The organism is Streptomyces sp. NPDC015125 (assembly GCF_043080045.1).
In the GTDB taxonomy this organism is placed as follows: Bacteria; Actinomycetota; Actinomycetes; order Streptomycetales; family Streptomycetaceae; genus Streptomyces.
Genome location: NZ_JBIBVF010000016.1, coordinates 18468 through 34020, shown reverse-complemented (window position 1 = coordinate 34020; position 15553 = coordinate 18468). Strand labels below are relative to the sequence as shown.

Sequence of the window (15553 nt, the reverse complement as noted above, 5' to 3'; positions counted from 1 at the left end):
CCGCCAGGAGACCGCAAGCGACCCCTGTTGCTCGTGAGGCAAACAATTTTCGACTGTCCGTTCGATCCACGTGCGGGGAAGTGGGTATTGAGCGTTTCCCCGGAGAGCGGCAGAGCGCTCCAAGGGGGCCACCCTTCCCCGCCGCAGGATGATGCCACCACTGCTCCGCGGCAAGTCCCAGACCTTGGCAAAGCGCTGCGGGGAGAGCAAGCCTCAAGAGCAGATCCGGGCCAGGGCCGAGGCCACCACCGGTGCGCCGGAAGGCGTTCACCGCCGCAGCGTCCGCAGCGGAGCCGGGCAGGCCAGGCCCGTTGTTGCCGCGCTCATCGGCCATCGCGGCCGGCCTCCATGGTTGTTGACCGGCCAGCGCAGCCGCTCGCTCCGTGGCTTGCTTTCGACGTCCGGTTAATTGGCTGGATTCCATGCCTTGCGGCTGCTGTGAACGCCGCAGCAACTGCTTTGGGGCCGCTTGCGCAGAAAGAGATGGCGTATTTGTTGCCGGCGGGCAAGCACTTGGGGAGGGAGCGTCGGATATGCCCGGGCGGGGCGCTCTCCGTTCTCGGCCCGGGGTGGCGCGGGGCCTCCTCACGGGAGACGCCGGCCCCGCACACCTGAAACGGCGAAGGCCCGCACGCCGGCCGGACGGCCCCCTCCGGTGACGCCCCGGCGCGCCGGGAATTGCCGTACTGCGCCCCCGCATTGCCACTGCATTGCCGCTGTGCGGTCAAGTCGCCCCCGGGACAACCCAGTTGATCCACCCGTCCTCGGACAGCACGACGGTGCGGCCCCGACGGCCGTGGCGCCACAGGTTCCGAACGAGCGGCGCGATGTGGGACAGTGAGGTGACGGAACAGCCTGGTTCGGCTCGTGAGTCTGCTCACCCGGTGCTCCGAGAAGCGGGATGTGGTCCCCGGCAGCTCCTGCCGTGGCGGCCCGCAAACGCCGGACCGCACGCGGCGCCTGCCGTGTGCCCGCAGTGTTGCGGCTGCTGGAGACTGCCACCCCAACTCTTTGAGGGCGTTATTCCTTTCACCATCAGCACTCAGTATCTGGACGACACCGTGCTGCTCATGGCCTGCGGTGAGATCGACCGCGCCTGCGAGCCCGCATGTGACGGTGTCCTCGCCTCGCTGCCCGCAACACTGGACGGCGTGGTCCTGGACATGCAGAACGTGCCGTTCATGGACGTGACGGGCCTGCACTTCCTGTGCGCCCTGCACCGTCAGACCGCCCGCCATCACACCCGCCTGCACACCCGTGGCTGGCAGGCGCAACCGCGGTACGTCCTGGATTCGGCCCTGCACCTCGACCTCCGGGGCGCCGATCTGCACACCGCGGTACGCGCGGCTCTCGACCTGCTCTAGCGGGCGGCTCCCCCGGGAACCCGTCTTCGTGTCAGCGGCGCGGAAGCCGTTGCGGGGCGCAGTGGCGGCGGTCGCGGGCACGCCGGCGGAGCGGTCGCGCGCGGCGGCACGGGGCCGTACGGCAGCGAAAAGCCGAGGGGTCCGGCCGGCTGACCGGCCGGACCCCTCGGCTTGCGGGGCGTCAGGTCGTGGTGCGGTCAGTGACCGCCCTCGTCCACGACCGCGACCTCCTCGATGTTCTGTTCGATCGCCTCGGACGAGACGGCGGTGGCGCGGGCCCAGTAGTAGATGCCCAGCGAGAACGCCGTGATGAGCACCATGTCCCACCACAGCGGGAGGTGCCCCTGGCCGCCGAAGCCGCCCTGCCAGGCGATGAGGCCCATGCCGACCAGATACACCGGCAGCCACTGCGCGGCCTTCCAGTCCAGTCGCGGAGCGTTCGGCAGCTGCTTCTTCGTCGCGTACCAGGCGTAGCTGCCGAGCAGCACATACCCGATGATGATCGCCCAGCCGAGTCGCTGGAGGGTGTCCCAGCCGGCCCAGTAAATGATCAGGCTCGCGACGACGAACGACACCGGCGAGATCACACCGCCGCCGGGCAGGCGGTACGGGCGCTCGTGGTGCGGCAGCCGGTTGCGGAAGACACCGAACGCCAGCGGAGCACCCGCGTACATCAGCACGCTCGCCGAGGTGATGAAGGAGACCAGCTCCTGCCAGCTCGGGAACGGCAGGAAGCAGATCACACCGGTCACGAACGAGATGATCAGCCCGAACCACGGCACACCGCGGCCGTCGGTCTTCTCGAACAGCCGGGGCGCGTAGCCGTTCTTGCTCAGGCCGTAGGAGATGCGCGAGGTCGAGGTGGTGTAGATCAGGCCGGTGCCACCGGGCGAGATGATCGCGTCCGCGTAGAGGACCCAGCCCAGCCAGCCCAGACCCACCACGGTGGCCAGGCCGGCCCAGGGGCCGCTGATGCCCGCGTAGTCCAGCTTGGCCCACCCGTGCGCGAAGGAGGCCAGCGGCAGGGCGCCGATGTAGACCACCTGGAGAAGTATGTAGATCACCGCGCCGATCACGACCGACCCGATCGTGGCGCGTGGCAGATCGCGCCTGGGGTTGCGGCTCTCCCCGGCGAGCTGGATGGCCTGCTCGAAGCCGAGCAGCGCGAAGATGATGCCGCTGGTGCTGATGGCGCTGAGCACGCCCTTGGCGCCGAAGGGGGCGAAGCCCTGCGAGGTGAAGTTGTGCGGCTGGAAGTGGGTCGCCGCGATGATGAAGATCGCCCCGAGGGGTACGGCGATCTTCCACCAGGTCGCCGCGCTGTTCGTGTGTGCCAGCACCTTCACGCCGAGGAAGTTCACCGCGACGAAGATCGCCATCAGGACGAGCGCGACGAGGAAGCCGCTCGTGGTGAGGGTCCCATTGGCGTGCTGGAACCCCTGGGCCCACGACCAGTGACCGGCGTAACCGATCATGGCCTCGACCTCGATCGGGGCGACCGTCGCCGCCTGGAGCCAGGAGAACCAGCCGAAGGACATTCCGGCCAGGCCACCGAAGGCGTAGTGCGGATACCGCGCCGTACCACCGGCCACCGGGAACAGGCCACCGAGCTCGGCGTGCACCAGCGCCAGCAGCACCACCGCGATCGCGCCGATGATCCAGGAGATCAGCGCGGCCGGTCCCGCCACCACCACGGCCTTCTGCGCCCCGTAGAGCCACCCGGATCCGATGATGGAGCCGACCGACGCCCACATCAGGCCGATCAGTCCCACGTCCCTCCGGAGGGAGCCGGAGGACCGTGCCCTCTCGGGAGCGATCTCGTCAACGCTTGCCATAGGAGGCCTTTCAAGACAGGACTGGCTGAAAATTTGCCTCAGAGTAGGGAGCATTCACGGCCCTGCAAAGAGCCGTTACCTGAATAGTGAGATTCCTTGGGGGAATGCATACCGAATTCTCAGCTCGCCTCTCTGGACATTTCGCGGAATTCCCGAATGGGCGGCCGGCGGGACGGGTTCGGTAGCAGGATGCGACCGGGCAATTACTCATCCGATTCTCCGAAAGCCTCATAGATTTGAGGAAAAATTGAAGCTTCGAGGAACAATGGGAGCTTCCGGGCCAGGCAATGCCACACACCAGCGTCCTCACGATCTTCAGCGACTCCCCCTGGCGTGCCGACGGGGATATCACCGCACATCACACCGCGACACATGGGGCATATCGGGGCGCATGGCCCCCCTGCCGCCTTTCGCTCCCGTCGAGGCACCGCGGGGGGGCGCGGGCCGACGAGGCAAGGCCCGCCATGAGCGAGGAGGCTTGCCGTGAGCTAGGAGGTTTGCCGTGAGCGAGAGGGAGGGGTGAATGAGCTGTAGGGGCGCGGGGTGGATGAGCGAGGAGGTACGCCGCTGCGGCGCGCCGTTCGACCTGAACCGTTCGACGTGAATCGCTCTCGGCCCGACGAGTCAATTTCTCGCTCAGGCCACCCGTAAAGCGCATCTTTGCGAGGCTCTCAAGTGGTGCGCCGTGACAAAGCAGCTGACAGCGGGTCATATATCGCTACTGCGATCAGAAGGCCGACGCTGTGTCGCCCTTCGCAGTAGGCCGAAAGGAACATGCCCATGCGCACTGCCCGCACCCTGTTCGCCTCAGCCGTCATTACCGCGGTATTCGCGGTGGGCGCGCCCGCCGCGACGGCCTCGTCCGCGGCCGAGGACAGCACCACGGTCAGCGCCACCTCGGCACACCATGACGACCACGGCCGTCACCGGAGAGGCGACCGTGACCGGGACCGCGACCGGGACCGTGACGGGAACCGGGATCACGACCACGGCCGGTCCGGCCACCACCGGTACGGCCGCCACCACCACACGTGCAAGCACCATCACGGCAGGCACCACCACCACCGGCCCATCGGCGGTATGCACACCGGCGGTGGCGCCCTGCTGGATCTCGACCGCTAGGGAGCCGGGTTCGTCCACAAGGTCCACACAGCGGCGATCACCTCTCAGAAACCGGTGAGAGAAGAACGGTGGGGAAGCGGACCACCGGTGCGGATACGGGAACGCCGTGCGCTCGGGCTCTTGTCCTCGTAGGGGCCCGTCTCCGCAGCGGCTCGTCTCCGGCCGTGCGCCGGGCCACCCCCTCCGCGGGAAACTCCCCCGTTTCCCGCGGAGTTCTGCGGGCAGCGGAATGATGACGCCGACGAAAGGACCTCATCATGAGCGCCGTGGAGAAGGCGAAGGCCAAGGCGGAGCAGACGACCGGGAAGGCGGAAAAGGAAGTCGGCCGCACGGTCGGCAATGAGCGTCTCGAAGCCGACGGCGTGGTGCGGGAATCCAAGGGAAACCTGCGCGACGCAAAGGAAACCGGTAAGGACGCGCTCAAGGACTGACGCCAGGAATCCGTCATGGGTGGGTGGGCCACGTATGTCTGCGGCCCGCCCACCCATGACATGCGTTACTTCGCGAGCCGGGACGGATTCCACTCGCGGAAGCAAGACGGGGCCATGGCCGGGGCCGCCGGCGATTCGCCGTGGCAGGCCATGCCTGATAGGGAGGTGGCATGAGCGAAATACCTCCGGTTCTGACCGTTACCGCCATCAGCACCATCGGGGCCGCCGATGTTCACGACGAGAACGCGGACTCCTGGGTGGTGATCGAGACCGCCGAGCAGGGCCAGTTGCTGCTGAATCTTCCCGGCCCCCTGTATGAGGCGGCCGTCCAGGCCACCAGGCTTCCGGCCGACCAGCCCGGCCCCGGCCGCCTGGCGCTCACCGACGACGAGATCGCTGCCTACCGCGCCCATATCGCAGCGCTCTCCGACGCCGACCGGGGAGCCTGACGACACTCCCAGGAGGTCGGCCGAGTGGCCGGATACCGCCCTCGCGGCACGGGGCGCCGGAGCTGGTCACGGACGCGTACCCCTTCCGGGACGCGAGCGGAGGCAGGGCTCCTGGATCCCTGGAACGCGCCGAGCTGACGCCGGCGGAACAAGACCTCATGGCCCACGGCAACGGGGAGCGACCGCTCGCGCGCTGAGCCCTGCGGCCTGGTCAACTCCGCCCATGTAGCTGCCGGTTGGCCGGCCCGCCGGATCCGCTGCCGCGCCCCGGTGGTCAACGGCCTGGACACCCGTGTGGGCGCCACGTCCCCTCCGCGCGTGCGGGCCGGCGCGGAGCTCCCTGGCCTGCGGGCGATCCAGAGTTCCGCGAGGTCACCCGTGGTGGCGAGAGTGCACCCGGTGAGCTGGTCGACCCGCTGCGTCCGGTACATCACGGTCTGCTCATGGACGTTCAGGGCGGCGACCGTACGCTGCCGGCTCCGGTCCGCCCAACGTCGCGGCGGGCGCCAGCGCCCACCGGGCCTCCTTGTGCGCCGTCCGGAGCAGCCATCGACGCCCTGAGCGTCGACCCCACTCCCGGTCCCGGCGATCCGCACAACCCCGGTCCCGGCGATCCGCACCACGAGGGCCCGCTCCCCGCCCACCGCCGCCGGTGCAAAGCCGGCGCGGCGTCGTCATCGCCGAGAACCTCACCGGCCTGGGGCCCGTCCTCGACGCCCAGGCCGCCCGGCGCCCGGTCGAGCTCTCGCTCTTCCCGCTCCGCCCGGCCGCCGAGGGCGCTCCGGTGCGCACCGTCGCCCGTCTCGGCTGACCGTCCGGCGGCGGGCTTTTGCAGGCGGCCGTCGGGACGGAGGCGGTCCGGGACGCCCCGCCTCACCCACCCGGCCGGTCCGCAGTGGGCGTATCAGCCGAGGACGAGCGGCAGTTTCCCGGCCGGCTCGCCGAGTTCGGCCCGCTCCCCGTCGGTCGGTGCCCGGCGGCCGGTGCCGATCAGAAGGGCGTCCTTGTCGGTGAACGATGCGGGGAACGCGGCGTCGGCGATCTGTTCCAGCATCGCGCGGGACCGGGCCAGGCCCTCCGCGGGCGGTTCCGTCGCGTCCGGGAGGTACGCGATCAGATCGAGGTGGTGCAGCGTCCATTCCAGGACGTACGCGGCGAGGTAGTCGCCCACGGTCAGGACCTCGTCCCGGGTGCTCACCCGGGCGCCGGGGTCGGCGCGTCCGGCTGCGCGTCCGGCGGCGGAGCCGACGTCGTCGAGGTGGAAGGTGAGCAGGCGCGGTTCCTCGTACGCGGCGGCCAGCCGGACGGTCAGCGCATCGAGCGGGTCCTCACCGGTCGGCGGTTGGTCCTCGACCCTCCAGTAGGTCACCGCGTTCACGGTCGGCTCGGTTCCGGCGGGGGTGGCGAGGGTGATCAGGACGTCCTGCGCGTCGATGATCAGGTGGCACACGAGGTCCCGCACGAGCCAGCCGGTGCAGCCGGACGGCTGCTCGAAGTCCTGGTCCGGGAGTTCGGCGACCGCCGTGCGCAACGCTGCCCATGAGCGTGAGAAGAGATCCACATCGGCAAGGTAGTGCGGTCCGGAAGGGCGGACAAGATGCGGTCCCGGAAGGGCGGACAAGAAGAGCCGGCAAGAGGAGGGGGGCGAACGACGCGCGCCCCCGTCCGCCACGGGTCTGTACGCCCGCGTCCGCCGGGCGGTGGAAACCGGTACCCGGGGCGGCGGCAACCGGTACCCGGTCCCCCTGCGTCGACAGAGATATGTCGACCGTGAGCACCCTTCTGCGGAAGGCCCTCCTCTTCGCCTGGCTGGAGACGCGCTGCTGTGCCTTCGCCATCGCCCTGCTGTCGGGCGTGGCCGTGTCCCAGGCGCTGCCGCAGCTGCCCATCGCCCGATATGACCTGCTGGTCGCCTATGGGGTGCTGCTGACCGCGGTGTTCCTGGCCTGCCGCTGGGAGAGCGGGCGGGACGTCGCGGTCATCGCGGTGTGTCATGTGATCGGTCTGGCCTTCGAAGTGGTGAAGGTCGCCCTGGGGTCCTGGAGCTATCCGGAGCCGGCTGTACTGAAGTTCGCGGGCGTGCCCCTCTACGGCGGCTTCCTCTACGCGGCGGTGGGCAGCTACGTGTGCCGCGCCTGGCATGTGATGGATCTGGAGCTGAGCCGCTACCGCGCCGGAGCGACCTCGGTGGTGGCCGTGGCGATCTATGTGAACTTCTTCAGCCACCACTGGCTCCCGGACCTGCGCTGGCCCCTCGCCGCCGCTCTGCTCGCGGCCACGGCCGGGACCCAGGTGAGGTTCACCGTCGGGCACACCCGCCACCGCATGCCGCTGGCGCTCGGCTTCACCCTGATCGGTTTCTTCCTGTGGCTCGCGGAGAACATCGCCACCTACCTCGGGGCCTGGCGCTACCCCGACCAGCTGCACGGCTGGCAGCCCGTCGCCGGGGAGAAGATCGGAGCCTGGGCACTCCTGATCAGCGTGACCTTCGTCCTGGTCGCCTGGGCCAACGGCAAACAGGTCTCCGGGAGCCCGGTCGGCGACTCCCCGCGTCTCCGCACTCCTGCCGGTACGGAGGACAAGCCCTGAGGCCCTCAATTGCGCGGCAGGAGGGACCCCAGAGGCCCGAGATCGAGATTGAGGTCTTCGAGGCGCAGGCCGTGCTGATCGCACAGCTCGGTCATCCGCTCTTCGAGGTGCATGAGTGTCTCCCCGATCTGTTCCACCTGCACGTCGCTCAGGTCTCCCTGTTCCACCCGGCGGATCGCCTGCCGTTCCATCAACTGCCGCAGGAGCTCCACCACGGTGAGGACCAACGAGACGAGGTCGCGGCCCATTTGGTCACGGTCGATGTCGAATCTGCTCTCGCGCGGGCCGGTGCGTTCGCTCATAGCGGGCCCGAGTCCGACCAGGGCGCGGGCACCCGTTCGCTGACCGACGACAGCAGCGCGTGCAGGGAGAGCCGCACCAGGGGCACGTCCGCGATGGCGATGACCAGGTCCCCGCTGATGACGACCCCGGTGGACAGGACGCGGTCCAGAAGGTCGACCAGCGGGACGCCGATGGGCCCGGAGAGCGGGCCCGGTGTTTCCCAGGGGACGGGGTGCCCGGCGGACACGGCTCACACCTCCCCGACGAAGGAGTACGGGACCCAGGGGCCTGACAGCTCGACCTCTGCTCCCGTGCGGTGTCGCAGGCCCGTCACCGCGTCCCGCAGTCTCTTCTCGCATACGGACGTCACCAGGTAGGTGGCGTTCAGAACCTGCAGGCGGTGCTTCTCCCCCGTCATCTCCGGACTGTGCGGGCGCAGCCGGCGGGCCGCGGTGGCCAGGCGGCTCAGGGCGGCATCGATGTCTTCGGCGGTCTGCAGCGCGCGGTCGTGCTGATGCTCTCGCGCCTGGTGCAGCCCCCGCTTCCGCTCCAGGTAGGCGCGGCCCGCTCCGTGTGCCGCCCCGCCGCCGTTCGCAAGAGGTCGGGCGGGTGCAGTCTCGGAGGGCGCGGGGGCCGACGTGGGGAGGTAGACCTTTACCCCCCATTCGGCGTGGTCTTCGATGCGGGCCAACACCGCGGTGAAGCGGCCCGTGTCCGCTTCCAGGGCCTGGCGCGCGCGCTCGTCCCCCCGGTAGAGAGTGGCCAGGGCCAACGGTGCCGTGGGGCCACAGGCGGCGGCCGCGGTCACCACTTCGTGGTGGGCTCGTGCACAGCGTTCCAGCTCTGCACGGTCCGACAGTCGCTGCTGCCATGCGTCCTCGCTGAACTCGGCAGCGGGTACGTGCTGGACGACCGCCGTGAGGGGCCCGAACCGCAGACCGCGCACGGGGAAGCATTCGGTGAAGCCGGGGAGGCCGGCGAGCCCCGCGAGGGCGGCTGGGTCGAGCTGTCGGCATACGGCGAATACGTAGGTCGCGGTAGCTCCGTCCGGGGTGCCGGGCTGCTCCGTCGCCGGGTCGCTGCCCGCCGTGTCCCCGTCCGCCGTGTCCCTGCCCGTCATGTCCCCGTCCGCCGTGTCCCTGCCCGTCATGTCCCCGTCCGCCGTGTCCCTGCCCGTCATGTCCCCGTCCGCCGTGTCCCTGCCCCTGCCCCGGCCCGTCATGTCCCCGCCCCTGCCCTGTCCTGCGGCCGGGAGGAGGGCGAGCCGCCGTCCTCGGCGGACTCCAGTGCTTCCACCCGCTCACGCAACCGGAGGTTCTCCTCCCGCAACTCGTTCCGTGCCGCCTTGGAACTGAGCGCGGGGTCGGTCTCCCACCAGTCGATGCCGGCCTTCCTGGCCGTCTCCACCGACGCGACGAACAGCCGCAGCCTGATGGTGAGAAGCTCGATGTCGAGGAGGTCGATCTTGATGTCGCCGGCGATGACGATCCCCTTGTCGAGGACGCGTTCGAGGATGTCGGCGAGGTTCGAGGTGGTCGGGCCGTTGGCAGGAGAAGCGGCCCATCTCTCATCGACGTCGGTCATGTGGTCGCTCCTTCCTCTTGGCCCGCCCCGTCAGCTCTCGTAGAGCAGGTCGAGCAGTTGCTCCTCTTCACGTTCGAATGCCTCTTTGCCGAGGTGACCGGATTCGAATTCATGGTTCAGCGCGACGAGCCGGGCGCGGATCACGGACGGGTCGTGCAGCTCACGGTCGGCTGCCTGAGCGAGTTGATCGGCCACCCAGACCACCCCCCGCACGGGCGCGAGCGGCAGGGTGAGCACACCGCTGATCAGCCCCACCTCAGCCTCCGGCCCTCGCCCTCGCCGCGAGCGGCCGCGGTTCGAGGAAGCTGTAACAGGGCAGCGGGCCCGCCACCCGGAGTTCGACGCGATCGCGGTGGTGCCCGGCTAGCCGCTCCGCCTCCGCGGTGAAGCCGGCGCTGTCGCTCCGGTCCACCAGGAACGACATATTGACCTGGCAACCGGAAACCTCCGGCCCGGCGGTGACCGCATGCGCCCGGGGTGTCAGCGCCCGCACGATCTCATGGCCCGCTTCAGCGGCCCGGCGCGACAGCGCGGTGGACACCGCCTCACCGAGACGCATATTCGCCTCGTAGCTGGGCCGCCGGCGCACCGCCTCGCGCAGGCCGCGGATGGTCGCGTCCCCCGTGACGAGCGCGGCGAGCGAGTCGTCAGCAGGCATCGCTTTGACGTTGATCTCGACCCTTCCCGCGAGGTCGGCCAAGGCGGCCAGATGGTGCGCCTCGGCGTCCGAAAGCTGCCGGCGGACCACTGCCTCGTCCGGTGCGACCATGCCGAACCGCATGGGCAGGACCGGCCCGGCCGCGGCCAGGGCCAGCAACAGCTCCTGGTGCGCCATGAGGTCGCGCCGACGGGCGCGCAGGTTCGGCGGCGCCTGGCTCACGACCGCGGCAACGTGTCCCTCACCGATGCGGTCCACCGCCCCTGGAGGATCTCCCACTCCGCGCAGATGCGAGGGCAACGGGTGGTCGGCCCGGACGATGCCGTAGACGTAGATGCCGTCGTCCGTCACTGATCACTCCTCCTCTGAGCGCCGTCGGCGGGAGGCGGCTCCGGACCGGGCGGAACTGCTGCGCCGCCGCTGCGGCTGCGCTTCCTCCTCGGATTCGTCATCCGAGTCGTCATCGCCGCCCACCACCGAGCGGACGGTGTTGCCAATGGATTTGGCGGCCTTTTTGGCCTTGTGCTTTCCGACGCTCTTCGCGGCCTGGCCGCCGAAGAGCTCCGGGACGGTCACACTTCCCGAATCGTGCTCCAGATCCAGTCGGTTGCACGCCTCCGCAAAACGCAGATACGTATCGACGCTGGCCACCACGATGCGGGCATCAATCTTGAGGATCTCGATCCCGACCAGGGACACCCGTATGAACACATCGATGACCATCCCCCGGTCCAGGATGAGTTCCATCACGTCGTATAGCGTTCCTGCCCTGGGCGGGCAGGGAATTACCTCGCCGGACAATCCTGAATAAGTCGCCGTGGTCATGTGGGGTGCCCTTTCAGCTGGTCAACGTGCCGCGTTCACTGGTCGGCCGCACCTCGTCGATAGCGGTGGGTCCGGTAGTACTCAAGGAGCCCGCCGTCATCGTCGAGCTTCACGTCGTATGTCGCGAGAAGGCTCGTGGTATCGGGAATCCGCGCCAGCTCCAGCACATCCACCTCGACGCACCAGCCGTCGTCGGTCCGCCGTACCGCAGAAACACCTTCCACCCGCTGGCTGATCAGGCTCTGCAGCAATTCGGCAGCCCGACGAGCCACCTCCCCGGGGTCGTTCCCCGATGTCTTCTTGTGCTTTCGGGCAGCCGTGGACGACCGAACCCGCGTTCGGGATTGTTCTGCCATACACCAAGTCTCATCGCCATCCCGACCCGTGCATCTTCAGCGGGACCAAATGAGGTGCCCCCGGACGACGGCGCCGTGCCCCTGCCGGGGAAGCCCACGCGACGGGCCGCTTCCGGGCGTCCCCCGAGGACTTCCAGGGCAAGAAGTCACCGGGGCACGGCAAGGCGGACCGCTGACCGTCGGCGCAGGCCGCTCCCGGCATCCGCTGATGGCTGCTGATGCCGCAGCCGCCCAAGAGGCCGGCCACCCCGACACCGCCGGCCACCCCGACACCGCCGGCCACCCCGTCACCGCCGGCTTCAACGGCCCGGAGCAGGACGGTGTCGGCTGCTACCGCCTCACGCAGCGCGACATATGCGATGCAGCACGGCCGTCGCGTATCTGCGGCCGGCTCCGGCCCGGCCGAATCGGGCGGTGCTCACCCGGCGCCCGGTGCACCCGCATCCCGATCGACGGCGAGCGCGCGGGCGGCGTCGGGGGGAGCGGGGCGGCGAACTGCAGGAATGGCACGCCGAGCGGGAGGTGCGGGACATCGCCGACCGCCCCGGTCTGCGCAAGCACCGCCGCGCCGACTTCCGCGTTGCCCGCTCCACGGACGACGCCGGACTGCTGGACTTCGCCCGTCGTGAGCCGGCTTCCCCGGTCGGCCTGACCTGCCTCCCGCAGCCCTGTGCGCCCCACGCCCGCCCGGTGCTGCTCTCCTCCGCCGCGGCCCCGCCGTCCCACCTACCCATCCTTGTCAGGCCGGTTGTCCGGCAGCGCTTTCGCCGGCACCTGTCAGGTGTACGCGGCCGTCGCGGAGCAGGTGGACGCTGTCGGTGTAGGCGGTGACGAGGTCGAGTTCATGGCTGACGAGGACGAGGGTGAGCCGGCGTTCGGTGCGCAGGCGGGTGAGGAGGTCCATCACCGCGGTGGCCGTCGTCGGGTCGAGCGCCGAGGTGACTTCGTCGCAGAGCAGGAGGTCGGGTTCGGTGGCCAGGGCACGGGCGATGGAGACGCGTTGGCGCTGGCCGCCGGACAGTTCATGGGGGTAGCGGGCGGCGAAGTCGGCGGGGAGGCCGACGTCGTCGAGGAGTTCGCCGACACGGGCCGGCATCTCGGACCTGCCGACGGTGCGGTGGAGTTGCAGCGGGCGGGTGAGGGAAGCGCCTATGGTGCGGGCGGGGTTGAGGGCGCCCAGGGGGTTTTGCGGGACGAGCTGGATGCGCCGTTGCTGGTCGCGGTGGCGCCTGCGGGCGGTGGCGGGCAGCGGCTGCCCGTTCCAGGTGAGGGTACCGGCGTCGGGTTTCTGGAGGCCTGCCAGGGTCCGTAGCAGTGTGGTCTTACCGGATCCGGAGGGGCCTATGATGCCGGTGGCCGAGCCGGGCGGGGCGTGGAAGTCCGCCTCCTTCAGGGCCTGGTGGGTGTGGCCCTTGTGGGTGAAGGCGACCTGCAGACGTGCGGCACGCAGGCCGTCGTCCGGAGCGGCCGGGGGTCCGGGGGTGCGGGGGCGGCCGGTCTTGCGGATCGGGGCTGAGGCAGCCTGGGCCCTGGCGGGGGCGTGGAGGGTGATGACGGTGTCCGCGCAGGCCTCGACGACCTGTGGATCGTGGCAGGCCAGGATGACGGCGATGCCGCGGTGGGCGGCGAGCCGGCGCAGCAGGGCGACGATCTCGTCGCGGAGGGCCGCGTCGAGGCCGGCCGTGGGTTCGTCCAGCAGAAGCACATCGGGGTGCCGAGCCAGGGCGCGGGCCAGCGCGAGCCGGCGTTGCTGCCCGCCGGACAGAGCGCCGGGGCGGTGGTGGGAAAGTTCTTCGGGCAGCCGGCACTCGGTCATCAGGGCTGCGACGGCCTGGGGTGTGGGGTCGGTGGCGACTTCGGCGATCAGCTGTCCGGCGGTCATCCGGGGGTTGAGGGCGGAGCCGGGGTCCTGTCCGACGTAGGCGATGCGGTGGCGGCGCAGGGCGCGCAGGGCGTCGGGCGTGAGGGTGAACACGTCCTGACCGAGGGCTTCGACGGAGCCGGAGGTGACCTCGGCCCCTGCGGGGAGGTCACCGATGAGGGCACGGAGCAGAGTCGTCTTTCCGGAGCCCGAGGGGCCGGTGAGCGCGGTGATCCGGCCGGTGCGCAGACTGAGGCCGGTGTTGCGCAGCAGGGTCGGGCCGTCGGGGAACCCTATGGCGAGGTCGGTGACCGTAACGGGCGGCGAGGTGTCGGTCACGGCCGAGGCGGTGTCCTGGGGAGTGGGCGCGGAACGGCCGGTGGTGGTCATCGCAGGGCAGCCCTTCGTGCGGTGGCGGGCGCCAGCGCGTTGGCGGCGAGGTTGACGCTGATGGCGAGCAGGCCGATGGCGAGGCCGGGGGCGACGACGGCCCAGGGGTTGAGCAGGATGCCGGGCCCGTTCTCACGGATCATCAGTGCCCAGTCGGCTTCGGGGGGTTGCGGGCCGAGTTGGAGGAAGCCGGCCATCGAGATGACGTAGACCGCGTCGACGAAGCGGAGGCCGAACAGGGCCAGGATCGTGGCGCGGAGGTTGGGCAGGATTTCGCGCAGGGCCAGATGTGCCGTGCCCTCGCCGCTGGCGAGGGCCGCCTCGATGAACCCTGCGGTGGTGAACGGGGCGGCCGCACTGGCCACGATGCGCACCGCGTAGGGAGTACCCAGAACGATGGCGGCGAGAGTGATGGCCAGTCGGCCGCCGCCGGGCCAGGCCAGTGCGAGGAGCATGATGCCCAGGACCGGCGGCAGCAGGATGGAGGTGTCCGCGATGCGCTCGACGAGCCGCCCGAGCCGGGGACTGAGGACGGCGAAGCATCCGAACAGCGTGGCCAGCAGCGTGACGATGAACGCCACGGTCAGGGCGCTGCCGATCAGAGCGCTGCCGCCGTGCAGGAGCCGGCTGAGCACATCCCGTCCGAGCTGGTCGCCCCCCAGGACAGCGTCCGTGCCCGCTTCGCCGTAGGGGGCGGTGACGGGCTTGTCGACGGGGTGCGCGGCCAGCAACGGCCCCAGGACCGCTACGAGTACGAGCAGGACGGCCGGGAGGACGGGCAGGAAGATCCGAGGCCAGGGGCGGCGTGTGGCCCGCTGGTCGAGAACCGCGGTAGCGGTCATGTGCGGGCTCCCAGGGTGCGGGCGCGGACGAGATCGGCGAGGAGGAGGACGGCGGTGATGAGGGCGGCTGCGCAGGCCACGACGGCGGCGATGACGGGGGTGTCACGGTCGGCCACCGCTCCCGCCAGCACCGTTCCGATTCCTGGGTAGTTGAAGAGGGTCTCCACCACAACCGTTCCGCCGAGCAGCATGCCGGTGGATGTGGCGATGCCGGTGGCGATGGCAGGCCAGGCCCCCGGCAAGGCGTGCCGCAGCAGCACATGCCGGACGGACAGACCGTCCAGATGGGCGGCCTCGACATGCGGCGTCGCCGCCTGATCGGCGAGGGCGGCGCGGACGATGCGGGTGTTCCAGCCCGTCTGCGGGATGGTCAGGGCGAGCACCGGCATGATCAGCATGGTCCAGGTTGCCGGGGCACCGTCACCGCCGGTGACAGTGGCGGCGGGCAGCCAGCCGGTCCACAGGGACAGCACGAGCAGCAGCCCGATGGAGACCACGAATTCCGGGAGCGCGAAGGCAGTCGTGGAGGTCAGATCGACCACCCGGTCAACGATGCCCCTGGGGCGGGCGGCTGCCCAGATACCGAGGGCCAGTGCCGCGATCACGGTCAGGACGAAGGCGGTGGTGCCCAGCACGATGGTGTTGGGCAGGGGCGCAGCCAGCAGGTCACTGACGCGTTCACCGCGGGCCGAGGTGCCGAGGTCGCCGGTGGGCAGGGCGGTGATCCAGTCCCAGAAGCGCTCCCACACCGGCCGGTCCAGGCCGAGCAGATGCCGGCGGGCGGCGACGCCAGCGGCGCCCTCGCCGCGTTCGGAGGTGGCCGAGGCCGCGTCGCCGGGCAGCAGCTCGATCGCCGCGAACACCACGGCGAGCAGCACCAGCAGCATCAGGATGCGTTTGCCCAGTACGGCGGCGGCCCGCAGGCCGAGGGCGCCGGCGCGGCGCGCGGCCGAGGCGGCCACGGG

General features: G+C 70.3%; 20 protein-coding genes. 6 read left to right on the top strand and 14 right to left on the bottom strand.

Features of this window, described 5'->3' with window-relative positions; all coding sequences use genetic code 11:
• The first annotated feature begins 827 nt into the window (after positions 1 to 827).
• Positions 828 to 1364: an STAS domain-containing protein gene (locus ACF088_RS27915; RefSeq protein ID WP_392378606.1), complete on the top strand. Its 537-nt coding sequence runs from the start codon at positions 828 to 830 to the stop codon at positions 1362 to 1364.
• Between the two features lie 197 nt (positions 1365 to 1561).
• On the opposite strand, the gene ACF088_RS27910 is transcribed toward ACF088_RS27915, so the two are convergent.
• Positions 1562 to 3199, bottom strand: coding sequence for an APC family permease (locus ACF088_RS27910; protein ID WP_392378605.1), 1638 nt, complete (start codon positions 3197 to 3199; stop codon positions 1562 to 1564).
• Between the two features lie 780 nt (positions 3200 to 3979).
• Between ACF088_RS27910 and ACF088_RS27905 the strand changes: the two genes are divergently transcribed.
• The 3 genes from ACF088_RS27905 (at position 3980) to ACF088_RS27895 (ending at position 5201) form a co-directional block, all read left to right on the top strand.
• Positions 3980 to 4321 (top strand): hypothetical protein, encoded by a 342-nt coding sequence (locus tag ACF088_RS27905; RefSeq protein ID WP_392378604.1) that lies wholly within the window; start codon positions 3980 to 3982, stop codon positions 4319 to 4321.
• 257 nt (positions 4322 to 4578) lie between these two features.
• Complete coding sequence (locus ACF088_RS27900) at positions 4579 to 4752, top strand: CsbD family protein (RefSeq protein ID WP_392378603.1); 174 nt, start codon at positions 4579 to 4581, stop codon at positions 4750 to 4752.
• 170 nt (positions 4753 to 4922) lie between these two features.
• On the top strand, positions 4923 to 5201 hold the full coding sequence (locus ACF088_RS27895) for a hypothetical protein (protein WP_392378602.1): 279 nt from the start codon (positions 4923 to 4925) through the stop codon (positions 5199 to 5201).
• On the opposite strand, the gene ACF088_RS27890 is transcribed toward ACF088_RS27895, so the two are convergent.
• Positions 5153 to 5797, bottom strand: a complete 645-nt coding sequence (locus ACF088_RS27890) for a helix-turn-helix domain-containing protein (protein ID WP_392378667.1) — start codon at positions 5795 to 5797, stop codon at positions 5153 to 5155. The genes ACF088_RS27895 and ACF088_RS27890 overlap by 49 nt on opposite strands.
• Before the next feature lie 56 nt (positions 5798 to 5853).
• Between ACF088_RS27890 and ACF088_RS27885 the strand changes: the two genes are divergently transcribed.
• Positions 5854 to 6012: a hypothetical protein gene (locus ACF088_RS27885; RefSeq protein ID WP_392378601.1), complete on the top strand. Its 159-nt coding sequence runs from the start codon at positions 5854 to 5856 to the stop codon at positions 6010 to 6012.
• 93 nt (positions 6013 to 6105) lie between these two features.
• Here ACF088_RS27885 and ACF088_RS27880 read toward each other — a convergent pair whose 3' ends face one another.
• Positions 6106 to 6762, bottom strand: coding sequence for a maleylpyruvate isomerase N-terminal domain-containing protein (locus tag ACF088_RS27880; protein ID WP_392378600.1), 657 nt, complete (start codon positions 6760 to 6762; stop codon positions 6106 to 6108).
• 200 nt (positions 6763 to 6962) lie between these two features.
• On the opposite strand from ACF088_RS27880, the gene ACF088_RS27875 reads away from it, so the two are divergent.
• Positions 6963 to 7790, top strand: coding sequence for a DUF817 domain-containing protein (locus ACF088_RS27875; protein WP_392378599.1), 828 nt, complete (start codon positions 6963 to 6965; stop codon positions 7788 to 7790).
• Between the two features lie 5 nt (positions 7791 to 7795).
• On the opposite strand, the gene ACF088_RS27870 is transcribed toward ACF088_RS27875, so the two are convergent.
• The 11 genes from ACF088_RS27870 to ACF088_RS27820 form a co-directional block, all read right to left on the bottom strand.
• Positions 7796 to 8092: a gas vesicle protein K gene (locus ACF088_RS27870; RefSeq protein ID WP_392378598.1), complete on the bottom strand. Its 297-nt coding sequence runs from the start codon at positions 8090 to 8092 to the stop codon at positions 7796 to 7798.
• Entirely contained in the window at positions 8089 to 8319 is a 231-nt protein-coding gene (locus ACF088_RS27865; protein ID WP_392378597.1) for a gas vesicle protein, read from the bottom strand. Before ACF088_RS27865 ends, ACF088_RS27870 begins: the two co-directional genes overlap by 4 nt.
• Before the next feature lie 3 nt (positions 8320 to 8322).
• Complete coding sequence (locus ACF088_RS27860) at positions 8323 to 9252, bottom strand: GvpL/GvpF family gas vesicle protein (protein WP_392378596.1); 930 nt, start codon at positions 9250 to 9252, stop codon at positions 8323 to 8325.
• Between the two features lie 38 nt (positions 9253 to 9290).
• A complete protein-coding gene (locus ACF088_RS27855) occupies positions 9291 to 9656 on the bottom strand; it encodes a gas vesicle protein (protein ID WP_392378595.1) in 366 nt (121 codons plus the stop codon).
• Positions 9657 to 9686: 30 nt separating this feature from the next.
• The gene (locus ACF088_RS27850; RefSeq protein WP_328389800.1) at positions 9687 to 9911 is read right to left on the bottom strand and encodes a gas vesicle protein GvpG; all 225 of its coding nucleotides are present in this window, start codon (positions 9909 to 9911) and stop codon (positions 9687 to 9689) included.
• A 1-nt stretch (position 9912) separates the two neighbouring features.
• Complete coding sequence (locus ACF088_RS27845; protein WP_392378594.1) at positions 9913 to 10665, bottom strand: GvpL/GvpF family gas vesicle protein; 753 nt, start codon at positions 10663 to 10665, stop codon at positions 9913 to 9915.
• A 3-nt stretch (positions 10666 to 10668) separates the two neighbouring features.
• Positions 10669 to 11139, bottom strand: a complete 471-nt coding sequence (gene gvpJ, locus ACF088_RS27840; protein ID WP_392378593.1) for a gas vesicle protein GvpJ — start codon at positions 11137 to 11139, stop codon at positions 10669 to 10671.
• 35 nt (positions 11140 to 11174) lie between these two features.
• Positions 11175 to 11495 carry a gas vesicle protein gene (locus ACF088_RS27835; RefSeq protein WP_392378592.1) on the bottom strand — a complete coding sequence of 107 codons (321 nt, stop codon included), beginning with the start codon at positions 11493 to 11495 and terminating at the stop codon, positions 11175 to 11177.
• 739 nt (positions 11496 to 12234) lie between these two features.
• On the bottom strand, positions 12235 to 13746 hold the full coding sequence (locus ACF088_RS27830) for an ABC transporter ATP-binding protein (RefSeq protein ID WP_392378591.1): 1512 nt from the start codon (positions 13744 to 13746) through the stop codon (positions 12235 to 12237).
• The gene (locus tag ACF088_RS27825; protein WP_392378590.1) at positions 13743 to 14588 is read right to left on the bottom strand and encodes an ABC transporter permease; all 846 of its coding nucleotides are present in this window, start codon (positions 14586 to 14588) and stop codon (positions 13743 to 13745) included. The genes ACF088_RS27830 and ACF088_RS27825 overlap by 4 nt, the downstream gene beginning before the upstream one ends.
• Positions 14585 to 15475, bottom strand: a complete 891-nt coding sequence (locus ACF088_RS27820; protein WP_392378666.1) for an ABC transporter permease — start codon at positions 15473 to 15475, stop codon at positions 14585 to 14587. Before ACF088_RS27820 ends, ACF088_RS27825 begins: the two co-directional genes overlap by 4 nt.
• Positions 15476 to 15553: the final 78 nt, after the last annotated feature.